General features: G+C 53.6%; 16 protein-coding genes. 11 read left to right on the top strand and 5 right to left on the bottom strand.

Features of this window, described 5'->3' with window-relative positions; translation table 11 throughout:
* Nucleotide 1 precedes the first annotated feature (1 nt).
* A complete protein-coding gene (locus tag MKY96_RS20200; protein WP_445671451.1) occupies nt 2-1,312 on the top strand; it encodes an ABC transporter substrate-binding protein in 1,311 nt (436 codons plus the stop codon).
* Nucleotides 1,313-1,359: 47 nt separating this feature from the next.
* Complete coding sequence (locus MKY96_RS20195; RefSeq protein WP_340942727.1) at nt 1,360-2,421, top strand: LacI family DNA-binding transcriptional regulator; 1,062 nt, start codon at nt 1,360-1,362, stop codon at nt 2,419-2,421.
* Nucleotides 2,422-2,560: 139 nt separating this feature from the next.
* On the opposite strand, the gene MKY96_RS20190 is transcribed toward MKY96_RS20195, so the two are convergent.
* A complete protein-coding gene (locus MKY96_RS20190) occupies nt 2,561-3,736 on the bottom strand; it encodes a glycoside hydrolase family 130 protein (RefSeq protein ID WP_340942726.1) in 1,176 nt (391 codons plus the stop codon).
* Nucleotides 3,733-4,965, bottom strand: a complete 1,233-nt coding sequence (locus tag MKY96_RS20185) for an AGE family epimerase/isomerase (protein WP_340942725.1) — start codon at nt 4,963-4,965, stop codon at nt 3,733-3,735. Before MKY96_RS20185 ends, MKY96_RS20190 begins: the two co-directional genes overlap by 4 nt.
* 256 nt (nt 4,966-5,221) lie before the next feature.
* Between MKY96_RS20185 and MKY96_RS20180 the strand changes: the two genes are divergently transcribed.
* From MKY96_RS20180 to MKY96_RS20145, 7 genes are all read left to right on the top strand, one after another.
* Nucleotides 5,222-5,986 (top strand): response regulator, encoded by a 765-nt coding sequence (locus MKY96_RS20180; RefSeq protein WP_340942724.1) that lies wholly within the window; start codon nt 5,222-5,224, stop codon nt 5,984-5,986.
* Between the two features lie 308 nt (nt 5,987-6,294).
* Entirely contained in the window at nt 6,295-7,671 is a 1,377-nt protein-coding gene (locus tag MKY96_RS20175; RefSeq protein WP_340944659.1) for an ABC transporter substrate-binding protein, read from the top strand.
* A 107-nt stretch (nt 7,672-7,778) separates the two neighbouring features.
* A complete protein-coding gene (locus MKY96_RS20170; RefSeq protein WP_340942723.1) occupies nt 7,779-8,660 on the top strand; it encodes a carbohydrate ABC transporter permease in 882 nt (293 codons plus the stop codon).
* Between the two features lie 4 nt (nt 8,661-8,664).
* A complete protein-coding gene (locus MKY96_RS20165; protein WP_339254863.1) occupies nt 8,665-9,498 on the top strand; it encodes a carbohydrate ABC transporter permease in 834 nt (277 codons plus the stop codon).
* A gap of 66 nt (nt 9,499-9,564) precedes the next feature.
* Entirely contained in the window at nt 9,565-10,590 is a 1,026-nt protein-coding gene (locus MKY96_RS20160; RefSeq protein WP_340942721.1) for a glycoside hydrolase family 130 protein, read from the top strand.
* 220 nt (nt 10,591-10,810) lie between these two features.
* Nucleotides 10,811-12,781 (top strand): methyl-accepting chemotaxis protein, encoded by a 1,971-nt coding sequence (locus MKY96_RS20150; protein WP_340942720.1) that lies wholly within the window; start codon nt 10,811-10,813, stop codon nt 12,779-12,781.
* 232 nt (nt 12,782-13,013) lie between these two features.
* Complete coding sequence (locus MKY96_RS20145) at nt 13,014-14,831, top strand: peptidoglycan D,D-transpeptidase FtsI family protein (RefSeq protein ID WP_340942719.1); 1,818 nt, start codon at nt 13,014-13,016, stop codon at nt 14,829-14,831.
* Here the strand turns inward: MKY96_RS20145 and MKY96_RS20140 are convergent.
* A complete protein-coding gene (locus MKY96_RS20140) occupies nt 14,780-16,021 on the bottom strand; it encodes an AI-2E family transporter (protein WP_340942718.1) in 1,242 nt (413 codons plus the stop codon). The two genes, MKY96_RS20145 and MKY96_RS20140, sit on opposite strands and share 52 nt — an antisense overlap.
* 225 nt (nt 16,022-16,246) lie before the next feature.
* On the opposite strand from MKY96_RS20140, the gene MKY96_RS20135 reads away from it, so the two are divergent.
* Nucleotides 16,247-17,617: a polysaccharide deacetylase family protein gene (locus tag MKY96_RS20135; RefSeq protein ID WP_340942716.1), complete on the top strand. Its 1,371-nt coding sequence runs from the start codon at nt 16,247-16,249 to the stop codon at nt 17,615-17,617.
* Nucleotides 17,618-17,802: 185 nt separating this feature from the next.
* On the opposite strand, the gene ilvD is transcribed toward MKY96_RS20135, so the two are convergent.
* Nucleotides 17,803-19,488 carry a dihydroxy-acid dehydratase gene (ilvD, locus tag MKY96_RS20130; RefSeq protein ID WP_340942714.1) on the bottom strand — a complete coding sequence of 562 codons (1,686 nt, stop codon included), beginning with the start codon at nt 19,486-19,488 and terminating at the stop codon, nt 17,803-17,805.
* Nucleotides 19,489-19,747: 259 nt separating this feature from the next.
* Nucleotides 19,748-20,788: an acyltransferase family protein gene (locus tag MKY96_RS20125; protein WP_340942713.1), complete on the bottom strand. Its 1,041-nt coding sequence runs from the start codon at nt 20,786-20,788 to the stop codon at nt 19,748-19,750.
* Nucleotides 20,789-21,001: 213 nt separating this feature from the next.
* On the opposite strand from MKY96_RS20125, the gene MKY96_RS20120 reads away from it, so the two are divergent.
* On the top strand, nt 21,002-21,751 hold the full coding sequence (locus MKY96_RS20120) for an alpha/beta hydrolase (protein WP_340942710.1): 750 nt from the start codon (nt 21,002-21,004) through the stop codon (nt 21,749-21,751).
* The last annotated feature ends 11 nt before the right edge of the window (nt 21,752-21,762 follow it).

Below are 21,762 nucleotides of genomic sequence, written 5' to 3'. Positions count from 1 at the left end.
CTTGAGACGGAGGATTGTACGCTTTCCGGTGTATGCTGTACTGCTGCTAATGCTGCTCCTGCTGGCAAGCGGCTGTAGCAGCCGGAGCAGCACAGGGCCGGAATCGGTCCCGGCTGCTTCTGCCGGAGAGGAAGCGGTTTCCGGGCTGTCCGGGACCATCGTGATGCTGACGAACCGGATTGACCTGATTGAGAATGGGACCTTCAGGGACTACGCGGATGAATTCAGGAAGCGGTATCCTGAGGCGCATGTGGAATTCGAGGGGCTGTCTAACTATGCCACGGATATCCTGGTTCGCTTGTCCACCAAGGATACAGGGGATGTCCTGTTGCTGCCGGTCAATCTGCCTGCGAAGGAGCTGGAGCTTTTCTTCGAGCCTTTGAGCGGGGAACTGGCGGCGCAGGAGCGATTCACAACCTTTGCAACCTTTGGCGGCAAGCGATACGGTCTGTCTACAGGTACGACTACGAGCGGAATCGTCTACAACAAGAAGGCTTTTGAGCAGGCGGGAATTGAGCAGGTACCGCAGACGCTGGATGAGTTCTACGCGGCCTGTGCCAAGCTGAAGCAGGCGGGCATTATCCCGCTGTATATGAATTACGGGGCAGTCTGGCCGCTGCGGGAGTGGGGCAATAACCTGGTTAATTATATGACGGGTAACCCTGATTATTTGAATGATATGGTCCATGAGGACAGCCCCTGGCAGATCGGTAACGAATGGGGGCAGGCTCTGGGAATTGCCAGGACGATGCTGGCCAAGGGCTATGTCGAGGAACAGCTATTCTCCAACAGCTGGGAGATCTCCAAAGCCAGGCTGGCCAAAGGGGAAGCGGGCATGTATCTCCAGGGGAACTGGACCATCCGGCAGATTATGGATGCAGGTGCTTCACCGGAGGATATCGGCTTCTTTCCTTTTCCCTATGATAATCACCAGGTCCACTATGCTGCGCTGAATCCCGACTGGTTCATGGGGGTCAGCAGGTACAGCCGCAATAAAGAGCTTGCGATGGCTTGGCTGGAGTATTTCATTACAGAAACGCCGTATGCGAGAGACTGGGGGTTTCTTCCGGCGAAGGGTTCGGACGAACCCGCTTTACAGCAATACAGCGAGTTCCTCTCCTATCATCCGAAGCTGGTTGAGGCTACGGTGCAGACGGATGCGTTCATTGATCTGGCGAACCGGACGAAGCTGAGCTTCTGGTCGGGCGATTATATTCAAGATGTGCTCGCGGCACCGGATCTGCAGAAGTCCTTTGACCAGTTGAATGCGAAATGGAAGGAAGCGCGTATGAGTCAGCAGTCTGCTCCGTAACCGCCGGGGGCTGCGAACAAGCAAGATCAAATTCTGGAGGTAGTGTTGTGGCCAAAAAAGTAACGATGCAAAAAATAGCCGATCATCTTGGAGTCTCCAAGTTCGTCGTATCCAAATCGCTCTCCGGCAAGGACGGGGTCAATGAGACCACCCGTGAGCGGGTCATTCAAGCCGCCTCTCAGCTTGGATATTTCACCCAAAAAAACGCCTATGTGCAAAGTCCCAAGCGCCGTTCCCTGTCTGGAGAGCAAGACCGCAATAAGCAGTCCGTGCTGGTGCTGATGCCCAATATCCGCTCTCAGACCCAGGATTCACTATATTGGGGCAAAATCGTCGATGGCATTGCGCTGGCGCTGGATCAGGAGGGGCTGGGCATGGTGATTATTTCAGAGCACCGGGCTGATAATTTCGTTAATGTGCTCAATCCTGACGGCCTGCTCGGTCTGATCGGAGTAGGGCAGATCTCCACCTCACTCCTGCTCGAAGTGCACCGGATCGGGCTTCCGCTGGTCATGATCGACCATGAGGATGCTTTAATTCCGTGTGATACTGTATTTGCGAATAACATCGATTCGATGACCCGGCTCGTCAATCATCTGATAGGCACCGGACATTCTCTATTTCACTTTATCGGCAATATCCGTTACTCCCGCAGCTTCCGTGACCGCTGGATCGGGTTCCGCAGCGCCTTGGAGGAGAATCATCTGAGGGTCCCGGCCATAGGTGACGAACTGCTGCTGGAGGGAATGGATGACCAAATGCTCCGCGACGAATTCAGACGCTGGGTAGCCACCCGGAAAGAATCGGATACGCTGCCTACGGCAATTGTGTGTGCCAACGACTTTACAGCCCTCGACGTCAGTGAAATGCTGCGGGAAGCCGGGCTTAGTATTCCCGCTGATATTTCGGTCACAGGTTTTGACAATATCGAGGATTCCCTGCGGGGGGTTACTCCGCTTACAACCGTGCATGTTCCTAAGGAGGCTATGGGCCGGGCAGCTGTAGAGAAGCTGCTGAACCGTATCCAGAATCCCGCTGTACCGCTGGAGAAAATTCTGATCTCGGCAGATATCGTCCACCGGGACTCTGTAGGCAAACCCCGGTCTTGAAGCAACAAAATAACCCCGCAAAGTGGAGCTTTAGCTGAAATATAAGAATTTATATGTTGCACACGATAACTTATCCTTCTATTTCTCGCTAAAACGGTACCGTCCTCTAAAAGGACGGTACCGTTTCCGCTTGTTTGCGTTATTTCAATTGTAAATTCCGGTCGATCAAAGCGATGCGCTGCTGAACGCAAGCATAGGAACGAAGCGGATCTTCAGGAGTATTCATGACATAATCGAGCAGTTGGTCTACGGTGGTGGTAGCTACATGGATACGGGTATCGGAGGAGGCGTAGTAAATGAATACCTCTCCGTTCTCACGGGCGATTACACCGTTGCAAAAGACAACGTTGGATACGTCACCGACGCGTTCTTCGCCGTCCGGAGCAATGAAATGCCCGCCTGGGGCATGAGTTACGCGGTTAGGCTCCGCAAGGTCAGACAGGAAGGCATACAGCACATAGCGCAGTCCGGCAGCAGTGCCCCGGACACCATGGGCGATGTGCAGCCAGCCGAGCGGAGTTCTGATCGGGGCCGGGCCTTGGCCGTTCTTCACTTCTTTGATGGTATGGTAGTAGCGCTGGTCGATAATCGTCTCACGGGTGATTACAGCGTGCTCAATCTGCTCCGATAAGCCCCAGCCGATGCCGCCGCCGGAACCGGCGTCGATGAACCCGTCCTGCGGGCGCGTGTAGAAGGCATACTTGCCGTCAACGAACTCTGGATGCAGGACCACGTTGCGCTGCTGGGCGGAGCCGGTCTTGAGATCGGCGAGCCGTTCCCAGGTCTTGAGATCCTTGGTGCGGGCAATCCCGCACTGCGCAACGGCGCTGGATAAATCACCAGGGAGAGCTTCCGGGTCCTTGCGTTCGCTGCAGAACAGGCCGTAGATCCAGCCGTCTTGATGCTTCACCAGTCGCATATCGTAGACGTTAATATCCGGGTCTGCAGTCTCGGGAAGCACTACCGGGTGATCCCAGAAGCGGAAGCCGTCCACTCCGCTGCTGCTCTCGGCAACGGCGAAGAAGGATTTGCGGTCATTGCCCTCTACACGGGCAACGAGGTAGAACATGCCATTCAGCTCAATGGCGCCGGGATTGAATACGCCGTTCACTCCGATTCTCTCTGCGAAATAAGGATTGCTCTCTTCATTGAAGTCGTAACGCCAGATCAGGGGGGCGTGCTCCGCAGTGAGCAGGGGATACCTGTAGCGGTCATAAATACCGTTGCCGTAAGGCAGCTTCTCATTGGTGCGGCCGATGAGCGCTTCATAGCGCTGCGTCAGCGCCTGCTTCCGTTGTTCAAAGATTGTGCTCATTCAATAATCTCCTCTACATGTAATGGTTCGCCAAGCCGTCTAATCATCTCGAAGCAGGCCCGGCTGTTATGATAGGGACATTTCCAGGCGCTCACCTTGGGTGCATGGGCCAGCGGCTGCAGGGATTCATCCACACCCCAGTGCCATTCGCCCAGCTTATGATCAATAATATATTTCTCTGTGAAGCTCCATGAGTTCTCAGCGGCTTCCAGGAACCGCGAATCTCCGGTTAACTGATACGCATTGTAGAATCCGACCATGGCTTCAGCCTGCGGCCACCAGTCTCTGGACTCATGGGCTTTATCGATGAAGCCGCTACGATCGGCCTCGTTCCAGATTCCGCCATCCACTTCAATCCCCTCTGCCAGCGCGGCTTCGGCCATCGACAGGGATGCCTTGCGCACCCGTTCAAGCAGGGCCTGGTCTCCAAGTACTTCCGCAGCTTCATAGAGCAGCCAGCTTCCCTCTATGTCGTGGCCGAAGGAGATAAGCTCTGACTTCACCCGCCACTCTTCATCCATGAACAGATGGAAGTGCTTGCCGTCCGAATCCAGGATATGCTCCAGCATGGTTTCGATCAGCTCAGCGAGCTTGTGTCCCAGCACTTCTGATTTCCATACCCGGTACAAACCGGTATACCCTTCCAGCACATGCAAATGCGTATTCATGGATTTCTTCTCATTCATGTCCTTCGAACTGAGGCTTAGGGAGTCGGTCATCTCCCACTCCCGTGACAAGGCTTCGATATACCCTGTGTGAAGAGGGTCATAACCGTGCTTCTCAATTAAATGGAACAATTGGGTGGCTTGGCGCAGGACGTCTTCCCGGCCGGTGGCATGATGGTACTCAGCCAAGGCATAGATGACAAAAGCAAGTCCGTAGATTTGCTTCTTAGGCTGGGAAGCAGCACCGTGTTCATCCACCATCCAGAAGAATCCGCCAAATTCGGGATCTGTGAAATGCTGAATGAGATAATCATAGGCGCGTTCCGCCATAGTCAAATATTCTGCCGTTCCATAGATTCTGTAAGCACTTGCAAATGTCCAGAGAATCCTTGCATTCAGTACAAGGCTTTTGTCTGCACCGGGTATCACCTGCAGCTTGTTGTCCATCTCACCGATAAAGCCGCCATGAGTTTCGTCGACAGTCTGCTTCATCCAGAAGCCGAGAATATTGTCTTTCAGCTCTGCTTCCAGCCGGGTGCGCCACACTTCGGTTGCATTGTTCATCCTGTTCTGTTCACTCCTTAATATTGCTTGCTGGTATGGGAGTTGTCTTTTTTATAATTGTTATGATTATATTAGTATATAATAATAACTATATATAACCATGTTATAACCCTTTTCGGGCTGGAATTCAAGCGGGAAATGGATGAAGTAAATTGAAGACTATAAAAGTGGATATAGACACATTTTCTATTGGATCTGTAAAGTTTATAATTATTGATAACGCTATCATTGCGGATAAAATGACGGGGGCGATAGGGTGGTAATCCGGATCATGATTGCGGATGATGAGGAAGTGATCCGCCGCGGGCTTGAGAAGATTGCTTCCAGAATGGATGTGGAAGTCAGGGTAATCGGCTCATACGGCAACGGGCTTGAGGCCTGGAACCATCTGCAGGAGCTAAGCCTGGAAGAGATCGATCTTCTTATTACAGATATCAAGATGCCGAGAATGGATGGATTCAAGCTGATTGAAGAGGCGAGAGCGCATCTCAAGCAGCTGCCAATAGCTGTACTGAGCGGCTTCAGTGAATTCGACTACGCCCGTAAGGCGATGCGCTTCGGGGTACTTGATTATCTGCTGAAGCCCATTGATAAGGCACAATTATATGATCTGCTCAAAAGTGTAGAAGCTACCCGGCAGACGCCTGCGGCTGCTCTCCCGGATGAAGTGCTGCATCAGCCTTCTGAAGGCGGGGAGCATTATGTGGTAGAGCAGATGAAGAGTATTCTTCAACTGGAATACGGGCTTAATTTCGAGCTTGAGCGGCTGGCTGAGGCCGTGGGAATGAATGCGAGTTATATCAGCAGGCTGTTCAGGCATAAGACAGGGCAGACCATTACGGACTACCTGATCGGCATCCGCATTGTGGAGGCCAAGAAGATGCTGCTCCATCATCCTGACCTGAAGAATTATGAGATTGCTGACAAAGTCGGCTACAGTGATCCGGTCTATTTCAATAAGCTGTTCAAAAAGATGTGCGGCATGACACCCAAGGAGTATAAAGACCGGTACAGATCATGATATGCGTCTCTTAGAATGATACGAACACACTTGCACTGCCCTTCACCTCCTCAGAGGTGATTGAGCAGTGTTTTTCTTTACTGTATTTCTTATATAACAAAAATAACAAATTGAAGACCAGAAAAAGCAATTTAAACCATCGTTTTAAGCATTATAACGGTCTATAATGGCAATGTAAGCGATAACAACATGCAATTTAAGTGTATTTTGGAATGGTTAGGGTTCTATTTGTTGGGTGGATCATTATGTTGTTATTGTTTTGTTATTGTTCTATGACGTTCCAAATGAAGAGAGGGGTCAGAAATATGATGAAAAAAACCAAAGCAGTTACCGGGTTGGCAGCGCTGACACTGATGGCCGGGCTGTTCTCCGGCTGTGCATCTGACAACAATAATGCCACTAATGCGGCAGCAACCAATGCAGGCGGCAACACAGGTACCACTGCGGAGGCAACAGCCGCTCCAGAGGGAGATGCCGCGAAGGAGCTCAAGGGTGATATTACAGTGATTACGCAGCGGACGGATATTGTGGATACCGTGTTCAAAGACTACGCCGCCAAGTTCAATGAGAAATATCCGAATATTAAAGTGAATTTCGAAGCCTTATCCAACTATGAGGATCAGATCAAAATCCGCATGAGCACCAGTGATTACGGGGATGTTCTGCTGCTGCCTACCAGCGTAGCGATCAAGGATCTGCCGGACTTCTTCGAGCCGCTGGGTAAAAAGTCTGACCTGGAGCAGCAATATACAGGCCTGGAAGAGCGGACAGTAGACGGGATTTCCTACGGCATTCCGATTACGGTTAATTTCTCCGGCGTGATCTACAACAAGCAGGTCTTCAAGGATGCCGGAGTGACCGAGGTTCCAAGAACCTTTGACCAGTTCTCCGCCGCACTGAAGAGCATCAAGGAGAAGACGGATGCGGTCCCTCTCTACACGAACTATGCTGCGGGCTGGACGCTGACCCAGTGGGAAGGGGATCTGGCTACCGTTGCCGGAGACCGTGAATATGTCAACATCGGCCAGGTGGCCTCCGACGATAACTTCGTTCCAGGCCAGCCGCACTACGAGCTGTACAAGGTAATGTACGATGCAGCCAAAGACGGTCTGATCGAAGAGGACCCGACGACTACAGACTGGGAATCCTCCAAGGCAGATCTGGCGAACGGTAAAATCGGTACGATGATGCTTGGCTCCTGGGCCATCGGTCAGATTAAAGGGCTGGCTGCCAGCCCGGATGATATAGGCTTCATGCCATTCCCTACCAACGCCGACAAGATCCTGGTGCCTCTGTCTGACGACTATAATCTGGGGGTTAGCCTTCACAGTAAAAACAAAGAGGCCGCCAGAGCCTGGGTAGACTGGTTCATCAATGAATCCGGTTACCCGACTACTGAAGGCGGGGGCATGAGCCCTGTAAAAGGAGCGGAATTGCCGGAAATTCTCAAGCAATTTGCAGGCACAGACATTACCTTTGACACGCTTGCTCCAGCCAAAGCCGGTGAAGAGGGCTGGGTGGATGCCATTGATAAAGAAGCTGAAATCGGTCTCTGGCAGCCTGACTTCAAGAAAGTAATCATCGAGGCGGCGATTGGCAACCGCAAGCAATCCTATGATGACATTATGAAAGAACTGAATGATAAATGGAAAGCAGCCAGAGCCAAAATTGTGACTGCCAAGTAAATTAAAGAACTAAGGAAAGGGGAGATGCCGGTAACGGCATAATCCCCTTCACTTTTACGGGGATGGAAGCGGACTTAAGAGCAGTAAGTTTTCTGGAGGTGTGGAGAGTGCCCAAATTGTCTAACATGAGCTATAAAAATCAACGGATTCTGATCATCTTTTTATTTTCGCTAGTACCTGTAGTTCTGCTGCTGACGTTCTCCTATTTACCTGTGCTCAAAATGTTTCAGTACAGCTTCACCAGCTGGAACGGGCTAAGCAAAAATATGGAGTATATCGGCTTCGATAACTATAAGACGATCTTTACCAAACCGGAGTACTTCGCCGTGTTCAAGGTCAGCTTGTATTACTTTTTTGCCACCTTTGTCCAGATGGGGCTGGCGCTTTATTTTGCCACGATTCTGAGCTTCAATGTCCGGATGAAGAACTGGTTCAAGGGGATTCTGTTCTTTCCGACCTTGCTGAACGGTGTGGCGATCGGGTTCATCTTCCTGTTCTTCTTCAAGCCGGAAGGCACTCTTAATACCATTCTTGATCTGCTTGGACTCGGGGCGCTGCAACAGAAATGGCTGCTGAATCCGCAGCTCATTAACATCTCTCTCGCTTTTGCCTCGGTATGGAGGTATATGGGGATGAACTTTATTATCTTCCTGGGCGCAATCTCCTCGATCGGCAGCGATATCTATGAAGCCTCGGAGATAGACGGCGCTAACCGCTGGCATCAGTTCCGGCATATTATCATCCCAAGCATCAAGCGTATCCTCCAGCTCAATCTGATCCTCGCGGTTAGCGGGGCGATCGGGGTGTTTGAAATTCCGTACGTTATGACCGGCGGCTCCAACGGCAGCGGCACTTTTGTCATCCAGACCGTCGATGTGGCCTTTAAATACAGTAAGCTGGGGCTGGCTTCGGCAATGGCTGTGGTCCTGCTGGGCATCGTTGTTCTGGTTACCATTCTGCAGCGCATTCTGATCAAGGAGGAGAAATAGAGCGATGCATACCTTGAAATACAATCTGGCGGCCTTCTTCAAATATCTCTCCCTCGTGCTGGGTGCGCTGATGGCGCTGATCCCGATTGTCGTTGTCTTCTTCGCCTCCCTGAAGACCAATGCTGAGTACGCTTCAACCGGTCCGCTGACCCTGCCGGAGAACTGGCTGAATTTCGCCAACTACACCAAAGCCTTCGTAGACGGGAACATGCTGCTCGGCTTCATGAACACGATTATTATCGTGTTGATCTCCATCGCCGGCGCCACTCTTACCGGTTCGATGATGGCTTATATTCTGGCCCGGTTCAAATTCAGAGGCAGCAAGGCGCTGATGGGGGCTTTTCTGCTGGCTACGCTGATTCCCGGAGTAACTACCCAAGTAGCAACTTTTCAGATTATCAATGCTCTGGATTTGTTCAATACCCGCTGGGCGCCGATTCTGATGTATCTGGGGACCGATATTATCGCTGTCTATATCTTCATGCAGTTCCTGGACTCGATCTCTGAATCGCTGGATGAATCCGCAATGCTGGATGGTGCCTCCTACTGGACGATCTACTGGAGAATCATTCTTCCGCTGCTGAGTCCGGCCATTGTGACGGTGATCATCGTGAAGGGTGTTAATATCTACAATGACTTCTACACCCCGTTCCTGTATATGCCCAAAAGCAGCCTGCAGGTCGTATCTACCGCACTGTTCAAATTCAAAGGACCCTACGGCTCCCAGTGGGAGGTTATCTGCGCCGCGATTATGATCGCCATCATTCCGACGCTCATTGCGTTCGTCGCGCTGCAAAAATACATTTATAACGGCTTCGCCCAAGGGTCGGTCAAATAAAACGGATGCCGTACACTACACTTATCCGCAGCGACTGCTGTATTTAACATTTGGAGGGATTCTATTATGAGAGAAGTAAAGCTGACTGGCAGCCACAGCCTGCCGAATATACCATGGCAGGACAGACCTGCCGGGAATGATAATCCGGTCTGGAGGCATAGCGATAACCCGGTGATCAGGCGCAATCCGGCCAAAGGGGTCGCCCGTATCTTCAACAGCGCCGTGATTGCTTATGAAGGCAGCTTCCTGGGAGTCTTCCGCGTGGAAGATCACACGACCCGCCCCCATCTGCGGATGGGCCGCAGCGTGAATGGCCTGGATTGGGTCATTGATGAGCAGCCGATCCAATTCACAGACGAGACAGGTAACCCTTACATGCCTCGTTACGCGTACGATCCCCGTCTGGTGAAGGTGGAGGATACGTATTACATCATCTGGTGCACAGACTTCTATGGAGCAGCCATCGGTGTAGCGAAGACACAGGATTTCAAGCATTTCATCAGCCTGGAGAATCCGTTCCTGCCGTTCAACCGCAACGGCGTGCTGTTCCCGAAGAAAATAGGCGGCAATTTCGTCATGCTCTCCCGTCCAAGCGACAGCGGACATACGCCGTTCGGTGATGTCTTCCTGAGCGAGAGCCCTGACTTCGTATACTGGGGCAAACACCGTCATGTCATGACCAAGGGCGGACAAGGCTGGTGGCAGAGCACCAAGATCGGCGGCGGACCTGCGCCCATTGAGACCTCGGAAGGCTGGCTGATGTTCTATCACGGGGTTACAGGGACCTGCAACGGTCTCGTCTACAGCATGGGCGCTGTGATTCTGGATGCGGATGAGCCTTCGAGAGTGAAATACCGCTCCCGGAACTTCGTGCTGACCCCGGAAGAGTGGTATGAAGAAAGAGGATTTGTCAACAACGTGCTCTTCCCTTGTGCTGCGCTGAACGATGCGGATACCGGCCGGATTGCTATCTATTACGGGGCTGCGGATACCTATGTTGGTGTTGCCTACACTACTGTCCAAGAGATTGTTAACTACGTAATCGATACTCATGAAGAGGTTGGCGATGATGCCGGTCCTGGTAAGATCTAGACCTGTCCGCCATCCGACGCAATTTGCTGCATACAACAAAATCACAGCCACCAAGGAGCTGATGGTATATCATGAATAGGATCATGAATATCAAGAATACATAGAATCTGGCGGTGGTTTTTTGAGCAGTTTAACAGTTCGCAGTAGCTCTATTCTTTCTCGGCTGCATCCCTCCAAGTCGCTGGGGATGCGGCTCTTTCTGGTTTTTTTCATCGCGACCATGGGTATTGTGCTGTCTCTGGGGTATATTTCCTACGCTGTGGCGAGACACACGATTGAGAACAATGCATTGTCCGCTAATCAGCAGACCGTGGAGCAGACGGCAGAGAAGCTGGATGTGAGCCTGCTGCGCTATGAAGATAATCTGGGTCAGCTGTTCTACAATGAGGATATTCAACAGGCTATTGCCTTGGAAGGTCTTGCTGCCGCAGATTCAGCGAAGCGCACGGAGCTGTCCGGGACGATTAACGGGGAGCTCGGTCAATGGCTCTCGGCCGTGCCTGGGGTGCAGGCAGTGTATCTGGTTCCGCTGGATGAAGCGTTGCCCGCTGCCGGAGCCGGTGAAGTGGACAATGATTTCCTGGCGGCTATCCGTGATGCAGCATGGTACAAGCAGCTGAGGGATAAGCCGCAGAGCCAGTGGATTACTGAAGCGTTGAAGCAGGGACAGGCCGCAGGAGTAGTGCGTTTCGCTAAGTCTGTGGCGGCGGAAGCGGGTCACACCGGTTATCTGGCGGTCTGCGATATTAAGACTACAGAGCTTGACAGCCAGCTGAAAATGGTTGATCTGGGCCAGGGTTCCTACATCCAGCTGCTGACGGCCGCAGATGAGCTGATCGCCTCTTCCCAGCAAGAGGAGACGGACACCTATCTGCGCCTGGGCGGCACTCTGTTCAAGGGCTTAAGCGACACCTCCGGCTCTCTGCCGACCAAAGATGAGCAGGGCAAATCCATTCTTGCGGTCTACGGCACGCTGCATACCTCCGGCTGGAGGCTGCTCGGTGTGGTGCCTTCCGGCAATCTGACCAAGGACGCGGGACGGATTCTTAACACGACCTACCTGGCGGTTGCCGCCGCTGCCGCGGTTGCCGTACTGATTGGACTCTGGATGGTACGGATGGTCTCGCGTCCGCTCTCACGGCTGCGGGATCTGATGGTTAAGGGGGCAGACGGGGATCTGCGCGTACGCACTGATGTCGTCACCCGTGATGAGATAGGCCAGCTGTCCGGCTCCTTCAACCTGATGATGGAGCAGATTACAGAGCTGGTCGTCCACACCAATGAGACCGCGCGTGAGGTTACGGAAGCAGCGGAAGCCCTTGGCAATGCCTCGCGGGACACAGCGGTGGCAGCGAAGGATATTGCCGCAGCCACGGAAGAGATTGCCGGCGGTGCCGGCAGCCTCTCACTGGAGGCGGACCGGGGGAATGAGATGACGGCTCAGATCTCGGAGAAGATGGAAGCTGTCATTGCAGTAGCCCATGAGATTGGCGGAACTGCGCATAGTGTGGAGCAAGCGAGTGCAGAGGGGGTAGTCAAGCTGCAGGAGCTGCTGGGCAGAACGCAAGAGACTGGCGACAGGACAGGCAAGCTGGTCCTTAAGGTGAATGAGCTTAAGGATACTGCCTCATCGGTCATTCAGGTGCTGGAGGTCATGCAGAGCATCACCCAGCAGACCAATATCCTGTCGCTGAACGCCACTATTGAAGCGGCGCGGGCAGGGGAAGCGGGCAAGGGCTTCACGGTTGTCGCTGATGAAATCCGCCAGCTGGCGGAGCAGTCCAAGCGTTCCATTGCCGTGGTGGGCGAGATTACGGACCGGATCATGCGGGATATGCATGAGACGGTAGACGCCTTGTCCGAGGTTGCGCCGCTGTTCGGGGAGCAGATGGACTATGTTCAGAACACCAGTGAGATCTTCATTAGTGTACAGGGGCAGATGCATCAGCTGATTACCAGGCTGGATTCGGTATCTTCTTCGATTGACGGCCTGAACCACTCGCAGCAGGTCTTGTCAGAGACGATAGGCAATGTCAGCTCCTTCGCCGAAGAATCCTCGGCCGCCTCTGAAGAGGTAGCTTCCCTGACCGGAGAACAGGAGAATGTCAGCGAATATCTGGTTACGCTCTCCGGTAAGCTGGAGAATGCTTCCTCCAGATTGCGGGAGCGATTATCCAAGTTCAACGTGTGATCTGTTCATAAGCGCCGCCTTTCCCTAGAGGGAAGGCGGTTTTTTGGCATGTAAGCTAAAAACCGAATACAGTGTGCTGGGCTCCTCCCAAAAGTGCAACATTACCATTACTGCTCCTTAAAAGCGACCAGAGAGAGGCATTAGCATCGTTCACCCGCAGGGTTATTTTGCTTCATGAGGTGGGCATAATATTAGCCATGGTTCTGCAGCCCACTGGATGGAGGAATAGCAATTGCACAAGCTGATTCATAGACGTATCTTTTGGGGATGCCTGATCCTGTGTATGCTGCTGGCGGGCCTGATGATCAGGCTGGCCTGGGTACAGCTGCTGCTGAAGGATAGTGTTGTAAGTGGTACCCGTTACACAGTAGCTCAGATGGCAGAGCTGCAAAGTGAACGGGAGACGGTGCTGGACAGCGGAAGAGGACGGCTGTATGACAAACACGGAAGAGCGCTGGCTGGAGAGACGGTCTGGACCGCTGCGCTGTTCCCGCCGGAGGAAGAGCTTCACCGGCATCATGGTGCCGGTGAATATAACGATGACCAGCAGCTTCACCGTCTGGCGGAGATTCTTGGCGTCAGCTACAGCCAACTGCAGGCAAGACGGCTGGGGCTGAAGGAGCCGCTGCTCTGGCCTTCCGGCCAAGGCACGGGACCGCTGGCCCTGACTCTGCCGCAAGCCAGAGAAGTGGAGGCGCTTGCGATCGAAGGTGTCCGGGCGCTGCCTTTTGCCCGCAGATATAACGGGTCTGCATCCGGCCGACAGTGGCTCGGTTATCTGTCTGAAGCTTCAGGCGAAGCTGTCACTCAATCCCCTACAGGGCTGAGAATTCCAAGAACCGGTACAGACGGGCTGGAGAAGACGCTGGAGCCGCTGCTTCAGGGCGTGGGGCACACGGAGGCTGTTGCCCAGGTAGACGCGCGCGGCAAACGGGTTCCGGGAAGCCCGATCACAGTCAAGGCGCCGGGCAACCCCTATTATCCGTTGTCTCTATATACCACAATTGATCTGAAGCTTCAGGAGAGCATTGAGCAGCTGGCGGCGGAAGCCGGGGTGAAGGAAGGGGCGATTGTGGTAATGGACAGCCGGAGCGGTGATATCGCAGCGATGGTCTCCTTGCCGTTCTACAATCCGCAGCAGGTCTCACCGCAAGGTGGAGAATGGAACAACCGTGCTCTTCAAGCGGCCGCCCCGGGCTCCATCTTCAAAATTGTGACGGCCGCTGCCGCACTTGAAGCCGGGCTGACCACACCGGAGGAGCCCTTCTTCTGTGCTGGAGCATATGGGAAATACGGATTGTCCTGTCCCCACGGCAAAGGACACGGCGCCCTTACGCTTAAGCAAGGGTTCGCCGTGTCCTGTAATACTGTATTTGCTACGCTGGCCGAGCGGCTGAGCGGTGTGAAGCTTCAAGCTACCGCCCTTGCCCTTGGACTGGGCCGGAGCATCGGGTGGCAGGCGGAGAATACGCTCGGTTTGCCGTTGCTCCGGCCGCTGGCCGGAGAGCAGCCGGGTACTATCTTCACCACGCTCCTGCCGGATGACGGCGGGGCGAGAGTCCAGACGGCGATCGGCCAGCGCGATGTGCGGATCACTCCGCTGCAGGCAGCGAATCTGGTCGTCACACTGCTGCATGGCGGTGAGGTGAGAGCGCCGCGGATTCTGGAGCGGGTTGCTTTTGCCAATGGACAGACGCTTAAGGAGCTCCCGGGACATCTGACGCCAGCGCCGGAGGGCCGGATCGCTCCGGCCACTGCCCGTGTGCTGCTGGGTATGATGCGCAGCGTAGTCACAGAGGGCACAGGCCGGATGCTGAAGCCTTCCGCTTGGCCGCTCGCCGGCAAATCAGGCACGGCCCAGACGCTGGTGCATGGCACGCCGCGCAACAATCAATGGTTCATCGGCTATGGTCCGGTTGACCATCCGAAATATGCGGTGTCTGTGGCGATAGAGAATGTGGCTCCAGACAGTCCGCAGGCCGCCACCCGCCTGTTCGGTCAGGTGTTCGAGCTGTTGTCGGGGCTGGAAGGCGGATCAACCGGGGCCTGAGGGCCTGGACCGGCAGGCTGCGCATTAGACTCGGCATTCCCGGCTGGACTGCCGCTTACGGGACCGCCTGCCGTAGAGGTCCCCGAGGCCGCGAAGGGCGAGACGACGAACTCCTCCTGCGGCAGATAGATCCACTGCTGGAGATATCCCTGCTGGAGCAGCTCCTTGAGCAGAATCAGCAGAATCGGCGACAGAATGAGTCCTGCTATCCCGAACAGGGAGGAGGACAGAATCACGAAGGAGAGCATCAGGAAGGCGGAGGAGACACCGATCGAATTCCCTGTGATTTTGGGCTCCAGCAGCTGTCTAACCACCATTACCACCGCCAGCAGAACGATGAGCCCGATAGCCAGTGACGTATTGCCTACAATGAACAGATAGATGATCCAAGGGATCAGCACCGCAGGTACCCCGAGCAGCGGAAGCAGATCGACCACGGCGCAGACCAGCGCGATGGTGAGTACATTGCCCGTCCGAAGAATCAGCAGGCCAGCAAGAATAATGACGAAGGTGATGCTGATCAGGATCATCTGTGCTTTGATATAAGAACCGATAGCCTTGAACACATTTCCCTGCAGGAAGGCATAGGCGGTCTTGAACGTCTTCGGCAGCTTCTCATGGGCAATTCGGCGCCAGTCCTTAATCTCCATGCTGAGGAAAAAGGCGAGAATGATCGCAATCCCGAAATTAGCCATAAAGGAAGAGAAAGAGCCAAGCACTCCGACCATATATTTAAAGAAGGCGACCATCCACTTCGAGAGAATATTGGTGGCATCCGTGAAATAACCGTTCAGCTTATCCGTCACATCGGATGGAAGCGAATCGATTTTGAGCTGAAGATAGGTCGTAGTCTCTGCGAAATGCTGCTGGACCACGTATGTATATTTGGGCAGATTATTCTGGAGGTGAATCGCCTGGGTCGTTATCAGCAGTCCGGCACCGAACAGGACGCCCAGCAGGATGACCAGGAAGAGCACCACGGAGATCGCGGAGGCGAAGGGCTTGGCCATTCCCTTGCGGTTCAGGAAGCGGGCGAGCGGCTCAATCAGCAGAAATACAAAAAAGGACAGGAACACCGGCGCAGCCAGCTGGTACAATTTACTGAAGCCGAGCATCACTAAATATACGGTCAGAACAAGCAGCCCAATGTCGAAAAAGGTGCGCCAATATTTTTTGTACAGCGGCAGCATAGATTTAAACGACCCCTTTGTGAAGATGAATTTGTAACCTGCACTTCAACTCATTGTACACGATTTTAATAAAAAACGTCTATTTCTTTGGCAGCTGTGTTAAACTAGGAGGTGATGTTTTTTAAAGCTGTCGCTTCTACTTACTCTACTTGGCCGTATCACATCTATCTCTCTTAACAGACGTAAGGCGAGCCAAAGTCAACTCTGGAAAAGCGGTGATTGTACATGCAGACTTTGCTGCTCTGGCTATTTTATATCTCTACCTTTTATGCTTTTATTCCCGGTATGATCAGCCGTTTATTTGGTTATCGTGTCTTCCGCAAAGGAATCGGGCGTACGGATTACGGCCTGACCTTTGATGACGGGCCAGACCCGCATTATACACCGCTGCTGCTGGATCTGCTTAAACGCTACGATGCGAAGGCGACCTTTTTTGTCGTTGGCTCGCACGCGGAGCAGCACCCCGAGATCATCAAGCGAATGCATGACGAAGGGCATTTGATCGGAATTCATAATTATGTGCACAAGACGAACTGGCTGATGCGTCCCGCCACGGTGAGGAAGCAGATTGACCGGACGGACGAGATCATCTTCTCCATTACCGGCGAGCGCAGCACTTATTACCGTCCTCCATGGGGAATCGTGAACCTGTTCGACTTCTCCAAACGCCGTCAGGTGCAGATTGTGCTGTGGTCGGCAATGTTCGGCGACTGGAAGGAGAAGCTTGGAGCGGAGAAGCTGACCGAGAAGCTCATTGCGAAGCTCGGCCCGGGTGAGGTGCTGCTGCTGCATGACTGCGGGAAGACGATCGGCGCTGATCCGAATGCACCGGAGCATATGCTGATTGCGCTGGAGCGGATGCTGGCCGAGGCCGAGCGGCGCGGACTGCACAGCGTCCGGATTGACGAGATGATCAAGGCGGTGCAGCGCTCCCCGATCACGCATCTGTCCTTCCGCAAGCGGCTGCTTGTCGGCTTGTGGCTGGCGTGGGAGAAGCTGTTCCAGCTAATGTTCCAGCTCAAGACGATAACGCCTGCAGATCCGTTCCTTCATTACCGTCTGCGCAAGTATCAGGGTAATACAGTGCTGATGGACAACGGCGAGACCTTGAGCAAAGGCGACAAGGTCATTGAGCTGCATATCGACAACAGGCAGCTGTTCGAGCTGGGGATTCATTCCCGTTCTCCGGCCCAGCTGGCGATCCGCATGATCCGCCGGATGGAGAAGGATCTGCCGCTGCTCGCAGTGCAGATTGCCGGTGAACTCGAGCTGGCCGAAGCGAAGGCGCTCTACGGCGTGAGTATGATCAACCGCGGGCCGGAGAAATTCGGCTTCATGGTGGTGGATCTGCCCAGCGGCATGTTCGCCCGCTCGACCAAATTCTACCTTAGTGTTCTGCTGAGCGTCATCCACCCCTCGGGCGGGGCAAGGCTCAAGGTACGCAGCGAGGTACTGGTGCCCAAGATGATGCTGATGCCGGTGTCTCAGCTGCTGAACCAGATGAACCAGCGGCGTCCGCATAAGCATGTGGAGCGGGTACACGAAGAGGAACTGACGCTTGAAGCTGAGCTGCCCGGAGCAACGGTAGTTCATTGAAGAGGAAGCCTAAGCAGTTTAATGCACTTATATTGATTATAATCTCCGCTGGCCTATCTGGGCTGGCGGTTTTTTTGTGCGCCTCAAAGCTGCAATTCCATGCAACAAAAAGAGCAGCTCCGGCCGCATTCGCGGTTGGAACTGCTCTTCATCATTACATTTGCTTAAGGCTGCGGCTCTGACGATTAGATCTTCAGCACGCCGCCCTTGCTTGCATTGGTAACCAGCTTGGAGTAACGGGCCAGATAACCGGTCTTCACCTTCGGCTCGAATTCTTTCCAGCCCTGGCGGCGGACAGCCAGTACTTCTTCTTCCACCAGCAGCTCAATCTTGCGGTTAATCAGATCCAGTTCGATGATGTCGCCATCCTCTACAAAAGCAATCGGTCCGCCCTCGGCCGCTTCCGGCGAGATATGGCCGATGCTGATGCCGCGGGACGCTCCGGAGAAGCGGCCGTCGGTGATCAGGCCGACCTTGGCGCCAAGACCCATACCGACGATCTGTGAAGTCGGTGCCAGCATTTCCGGCATCCCCGGTCCGCCCTTCGGACCTTCATACCGGATAACTACGACATGGCCTTCTTTGACCTTGCCGTTCGCAATCCCTTCCAGCGCCTGTTCCTGGGAGTCGAAGCAGATGGCAGGCCCTTTGTGGTATCCGCCAACGGAAGCATCTACGGCACCCACCTTGATGATGGAGCCTTCGGGAGCCAGGTTGCCGTAGAGTACAGCCAATCCGCCAACTTGGGAATAGGGGTTGTCGATGGTATGGATAACAGATGTATCCTGGATCTCATGGCCGGTTACATTCTGGGCCAGTGTCTTGCCGGTAACCGTCATGCAATCGCCGAAGATTGCGCCCGGCTTCTTCAGTAATTCGTTCAGCACGGCGCTTACGCCGCCCGCCCGGTCCACATCTTCGATGAAGATATCGGAGGCCGGAGCCAGCTTGGCCAGATAAGGAACGCGGTTGGCTACTTCATTAATCCGTTCCAGCGGATAATCGATTTCGGCTTCCTGAGCCAGTGCCAAGGTATGCAGTACGGTGTTGGTCGAGCCGCCCATCGCCATATCCAGTGCGAAGGCATTGTCCAGCGATTCCTGGGTTACGATATCACGCGGCTTCAGGTCCAGCTTAATCAGCTCCATAAGCTGGGTTGCTGATTTGCGGACGAAGTCTCTGCGTTCTTCGGCTACGGCCAGGATAGTGCCGTTGCCCGGAAGCGCAAGGCCCATAGCTTCGGCCAGACAGTTCATGGAGTTGGCAGTGAACATGCCGGAGCATGAACCGCAGGTAGGACAGCCGAATTGTTCGAGTTCAAGCAGCTCGGCGTCATTGATTTTACCGACCTGATGTGCACCAACGCCTTCGAAGACGGAGGTCAGGGAGAGCTTCTTGCCTTTGCTGTCTACGCCGGCCTTCATCGGCCCGCCGCTGACGAAGATCGTCGGGATGTTGACGCGCAGTGCGCCCATCATCATGCCCGGGGTGATTTTATCACAGTTGGGAATGCACACCATGCCGTCGAACCAGTGCGCGGATACTACCGTTTCCAGAGAGTCGGCAATGATCTCGCGGCTTGGCAGCGAATAACGCATACCGATATGACCCATGGCAATTCCGTCATCTACGCCGATCGTATTGAATTCAAACGGAACCCCGCCGGCTTCACGGATGGCTTCCTTCACGATCTTGCCGAATTCCTGCAAATGCACATGACCCGGTACAATATCGATATAGGAATTGCAGACCGCGATGAACGGTTTGCCGAAATCCTCTTCTTTAACGCCTGCTGCCCGCAGAAGGCTGCGGTGAGGAGCGCGGTCGAAGCCTTTTTTGATCATATCTGAACGCATTTTCTTGTTTGCCATGATGACTTTTCCCCCTAACAGTATTGGTGAAGCGAATATAGTGCCGCATTAACGCAATGCAATCCCGAAATATACGTACTCTGCGGTGATTGGTTACGAACGTTAATAGAGAGTCTATCACAAAAAAGCTCTTTTTTCTACCGGACAATGTGAAGTTTGTCGGCGGGTTACGCATGTAAAGTCTGGGCTAATATACAGAAAGAAGCCTATTCCGTAAAGGATAGACTTCAGTAAATTGATATAGCATGGCAGCTTCATTCTATAGAGAGCGCCGGATGGCGGCACGCTGCAGGGAGATCATCCAGTCTACGGACGGCTCCACGAGCGGGTTCAGCAGACGTCTGACCGCAGGCTGGGCGAGCAGCACCGTACATCCTACTGCACCGGCGAGCAGCAATGCTGCTCCGGCAGGATTACTGATATAGGTATACAATCCGGAAATCACCGCCGTGCGGACCACAAAGCCATGCAGCAGAAAAACATAGAGGGTCCGGCGTCCCAGGCCGGTCATACGGCTTAACCCGTAAGGCACCAGACCCAAAAATGCCAGGGAAGCGATGAATTGCAGGCCATAGACCGCGAGCCGGAACAGCCCCGCGTACCATTCATGGGCACCAAGCTGCATATAAGTCATACTGCCGTATAGCCAGCCTATGGGGAGATTACCGTCAAGCAGGCCGATAGCAAGGAGCAGCAGGAGCGAAGCGGCGGCGGCAATGCTTTTGACATACCGCTGATACAGCTTCACGAATGCCCCGAAGGAGAAATGGTACCCGATCACAAAAAAGGGCAGGTAGACAAAGGTGCGGCTGATGCTGAACCAGATCCCGTCCAGTTGCAGATAACCTACGGCCACCCCTGCGGTAACAGCGAAGGACAACTGGGCGCTGACGGTCCAGCGGCTCATGCCCAGCATCAGCAGGCGCCAGCAGATGTGGCTGGCCAGGAACCAGAGCAGCAGATAGGGAGCGAAGAACGAATGCTGTATATTATTGACATGAAACAGGGAAGCGTCAAGTAGGGAGTAGAGGCTCTGAAAAATAACATATTGCAGGGCAATCTGCAGCAGGACTTTGCGTCCTGGCGCTCCATGTAAGCTTGAACGGGCGAAGTATCCGGTCACCAGCACAAACAGCGGCATATGAAAACTGAAGATCCACTGGTAAAGAGTGTGAAGTCCGCTCATTTCTTGAATCAGGGGTTCGATCGCATTGGCCACAAAGACAGTTACAATAAGCATGAAGCGCAGATTAAGAAAAAATGTCTCTCCGCGCTTGTTAAGCGGGCTTTCCCGGGTCATGACGTAACCTCCAATGAAATTAGGGTTTGCGCAGGGTACGATACTTTAATTTTAAAATACATGATTTCCGGACAATAAATTGTGAAATACATCACAATAGTAAGCGCTATCATTGGAAATGGATAGGGCCAGATGTGGCGAAGTCTTGAAGGTTGTTTGAATTCACCGATTCCCTTATAATTTTCAGTATGCAGGAATCGGGAGTGAACACTAATGAAAAAGAATATAATCAGACGCCGTGTGCTTATTGGAGTGGTATTGGTTCTGTTGACGGCGGGGGTGTTTATATGGAGATATCTGACTCCGTATACACCGGAAGCACGGGCGGAAACGGCTCTGATCTCTGCCGGGGGAGTCTCTGTCGAGCAGAATGACAACTGGATCTCGTTCGACCCTTCAGTGGTGCTCGGCACCTCCGTAATTTTTTATCCGGGAGCACTGGTCAAGGCGGAAGCATATGCGCCGCTGGCCCGTAAAGTTGCCGCTGCCGGTCACCCGTTCTATATTGCCAGAATGCCGCTTAATCTGGCTGTAATCAAAGGGGATGCCGCCGAAGAGATTATCCGCGTGCATCCGAAGCAGTCCTTCGTCCTGGGCGGACATTCGCTCGGCGGCGTAATGGCTTCACGCTTCGCTGCGGATCATGCCGGCCAGCTGGAAGGCGTTTTTTTTCTGGCCTCGTATCCCGATGAGAAAGGCAGCCTGAAGGACACCACGCTATCCGTCTTGTCTGTGCTGGGCACGCAGGATGAAGTCGTAGACCAGAAGAGCTATAACAAAGGGCGTTCCTATTTACCGGGCAATACCGTATATGTGTCGGTTGACGGCGGTAACCATGCCCAATTTGGCAGTTATGGAGCGCAAAAGGGTGACGGTACCGCTACGATTACCGAAGAAGAACAGCAGACACGGACCGCCCGGGCGATGCTGGACTGGCTGGGGAATCTGCGCCAGAGCAAATAAATACGAATACC

The organism is Paenibacillus sp. FSL R7-0302 (genome assembly GCF_038006885.1).
GTDB lineage: Bacteria > Bacillota > Bacilli > Paenibacillales > Paenibacillaceae > Paenibacillus_AQ.
Note: the sequence above shows the minus strand (reverse complement) of the source record. Positions and strands in the feature narration are given on the sequence as shown.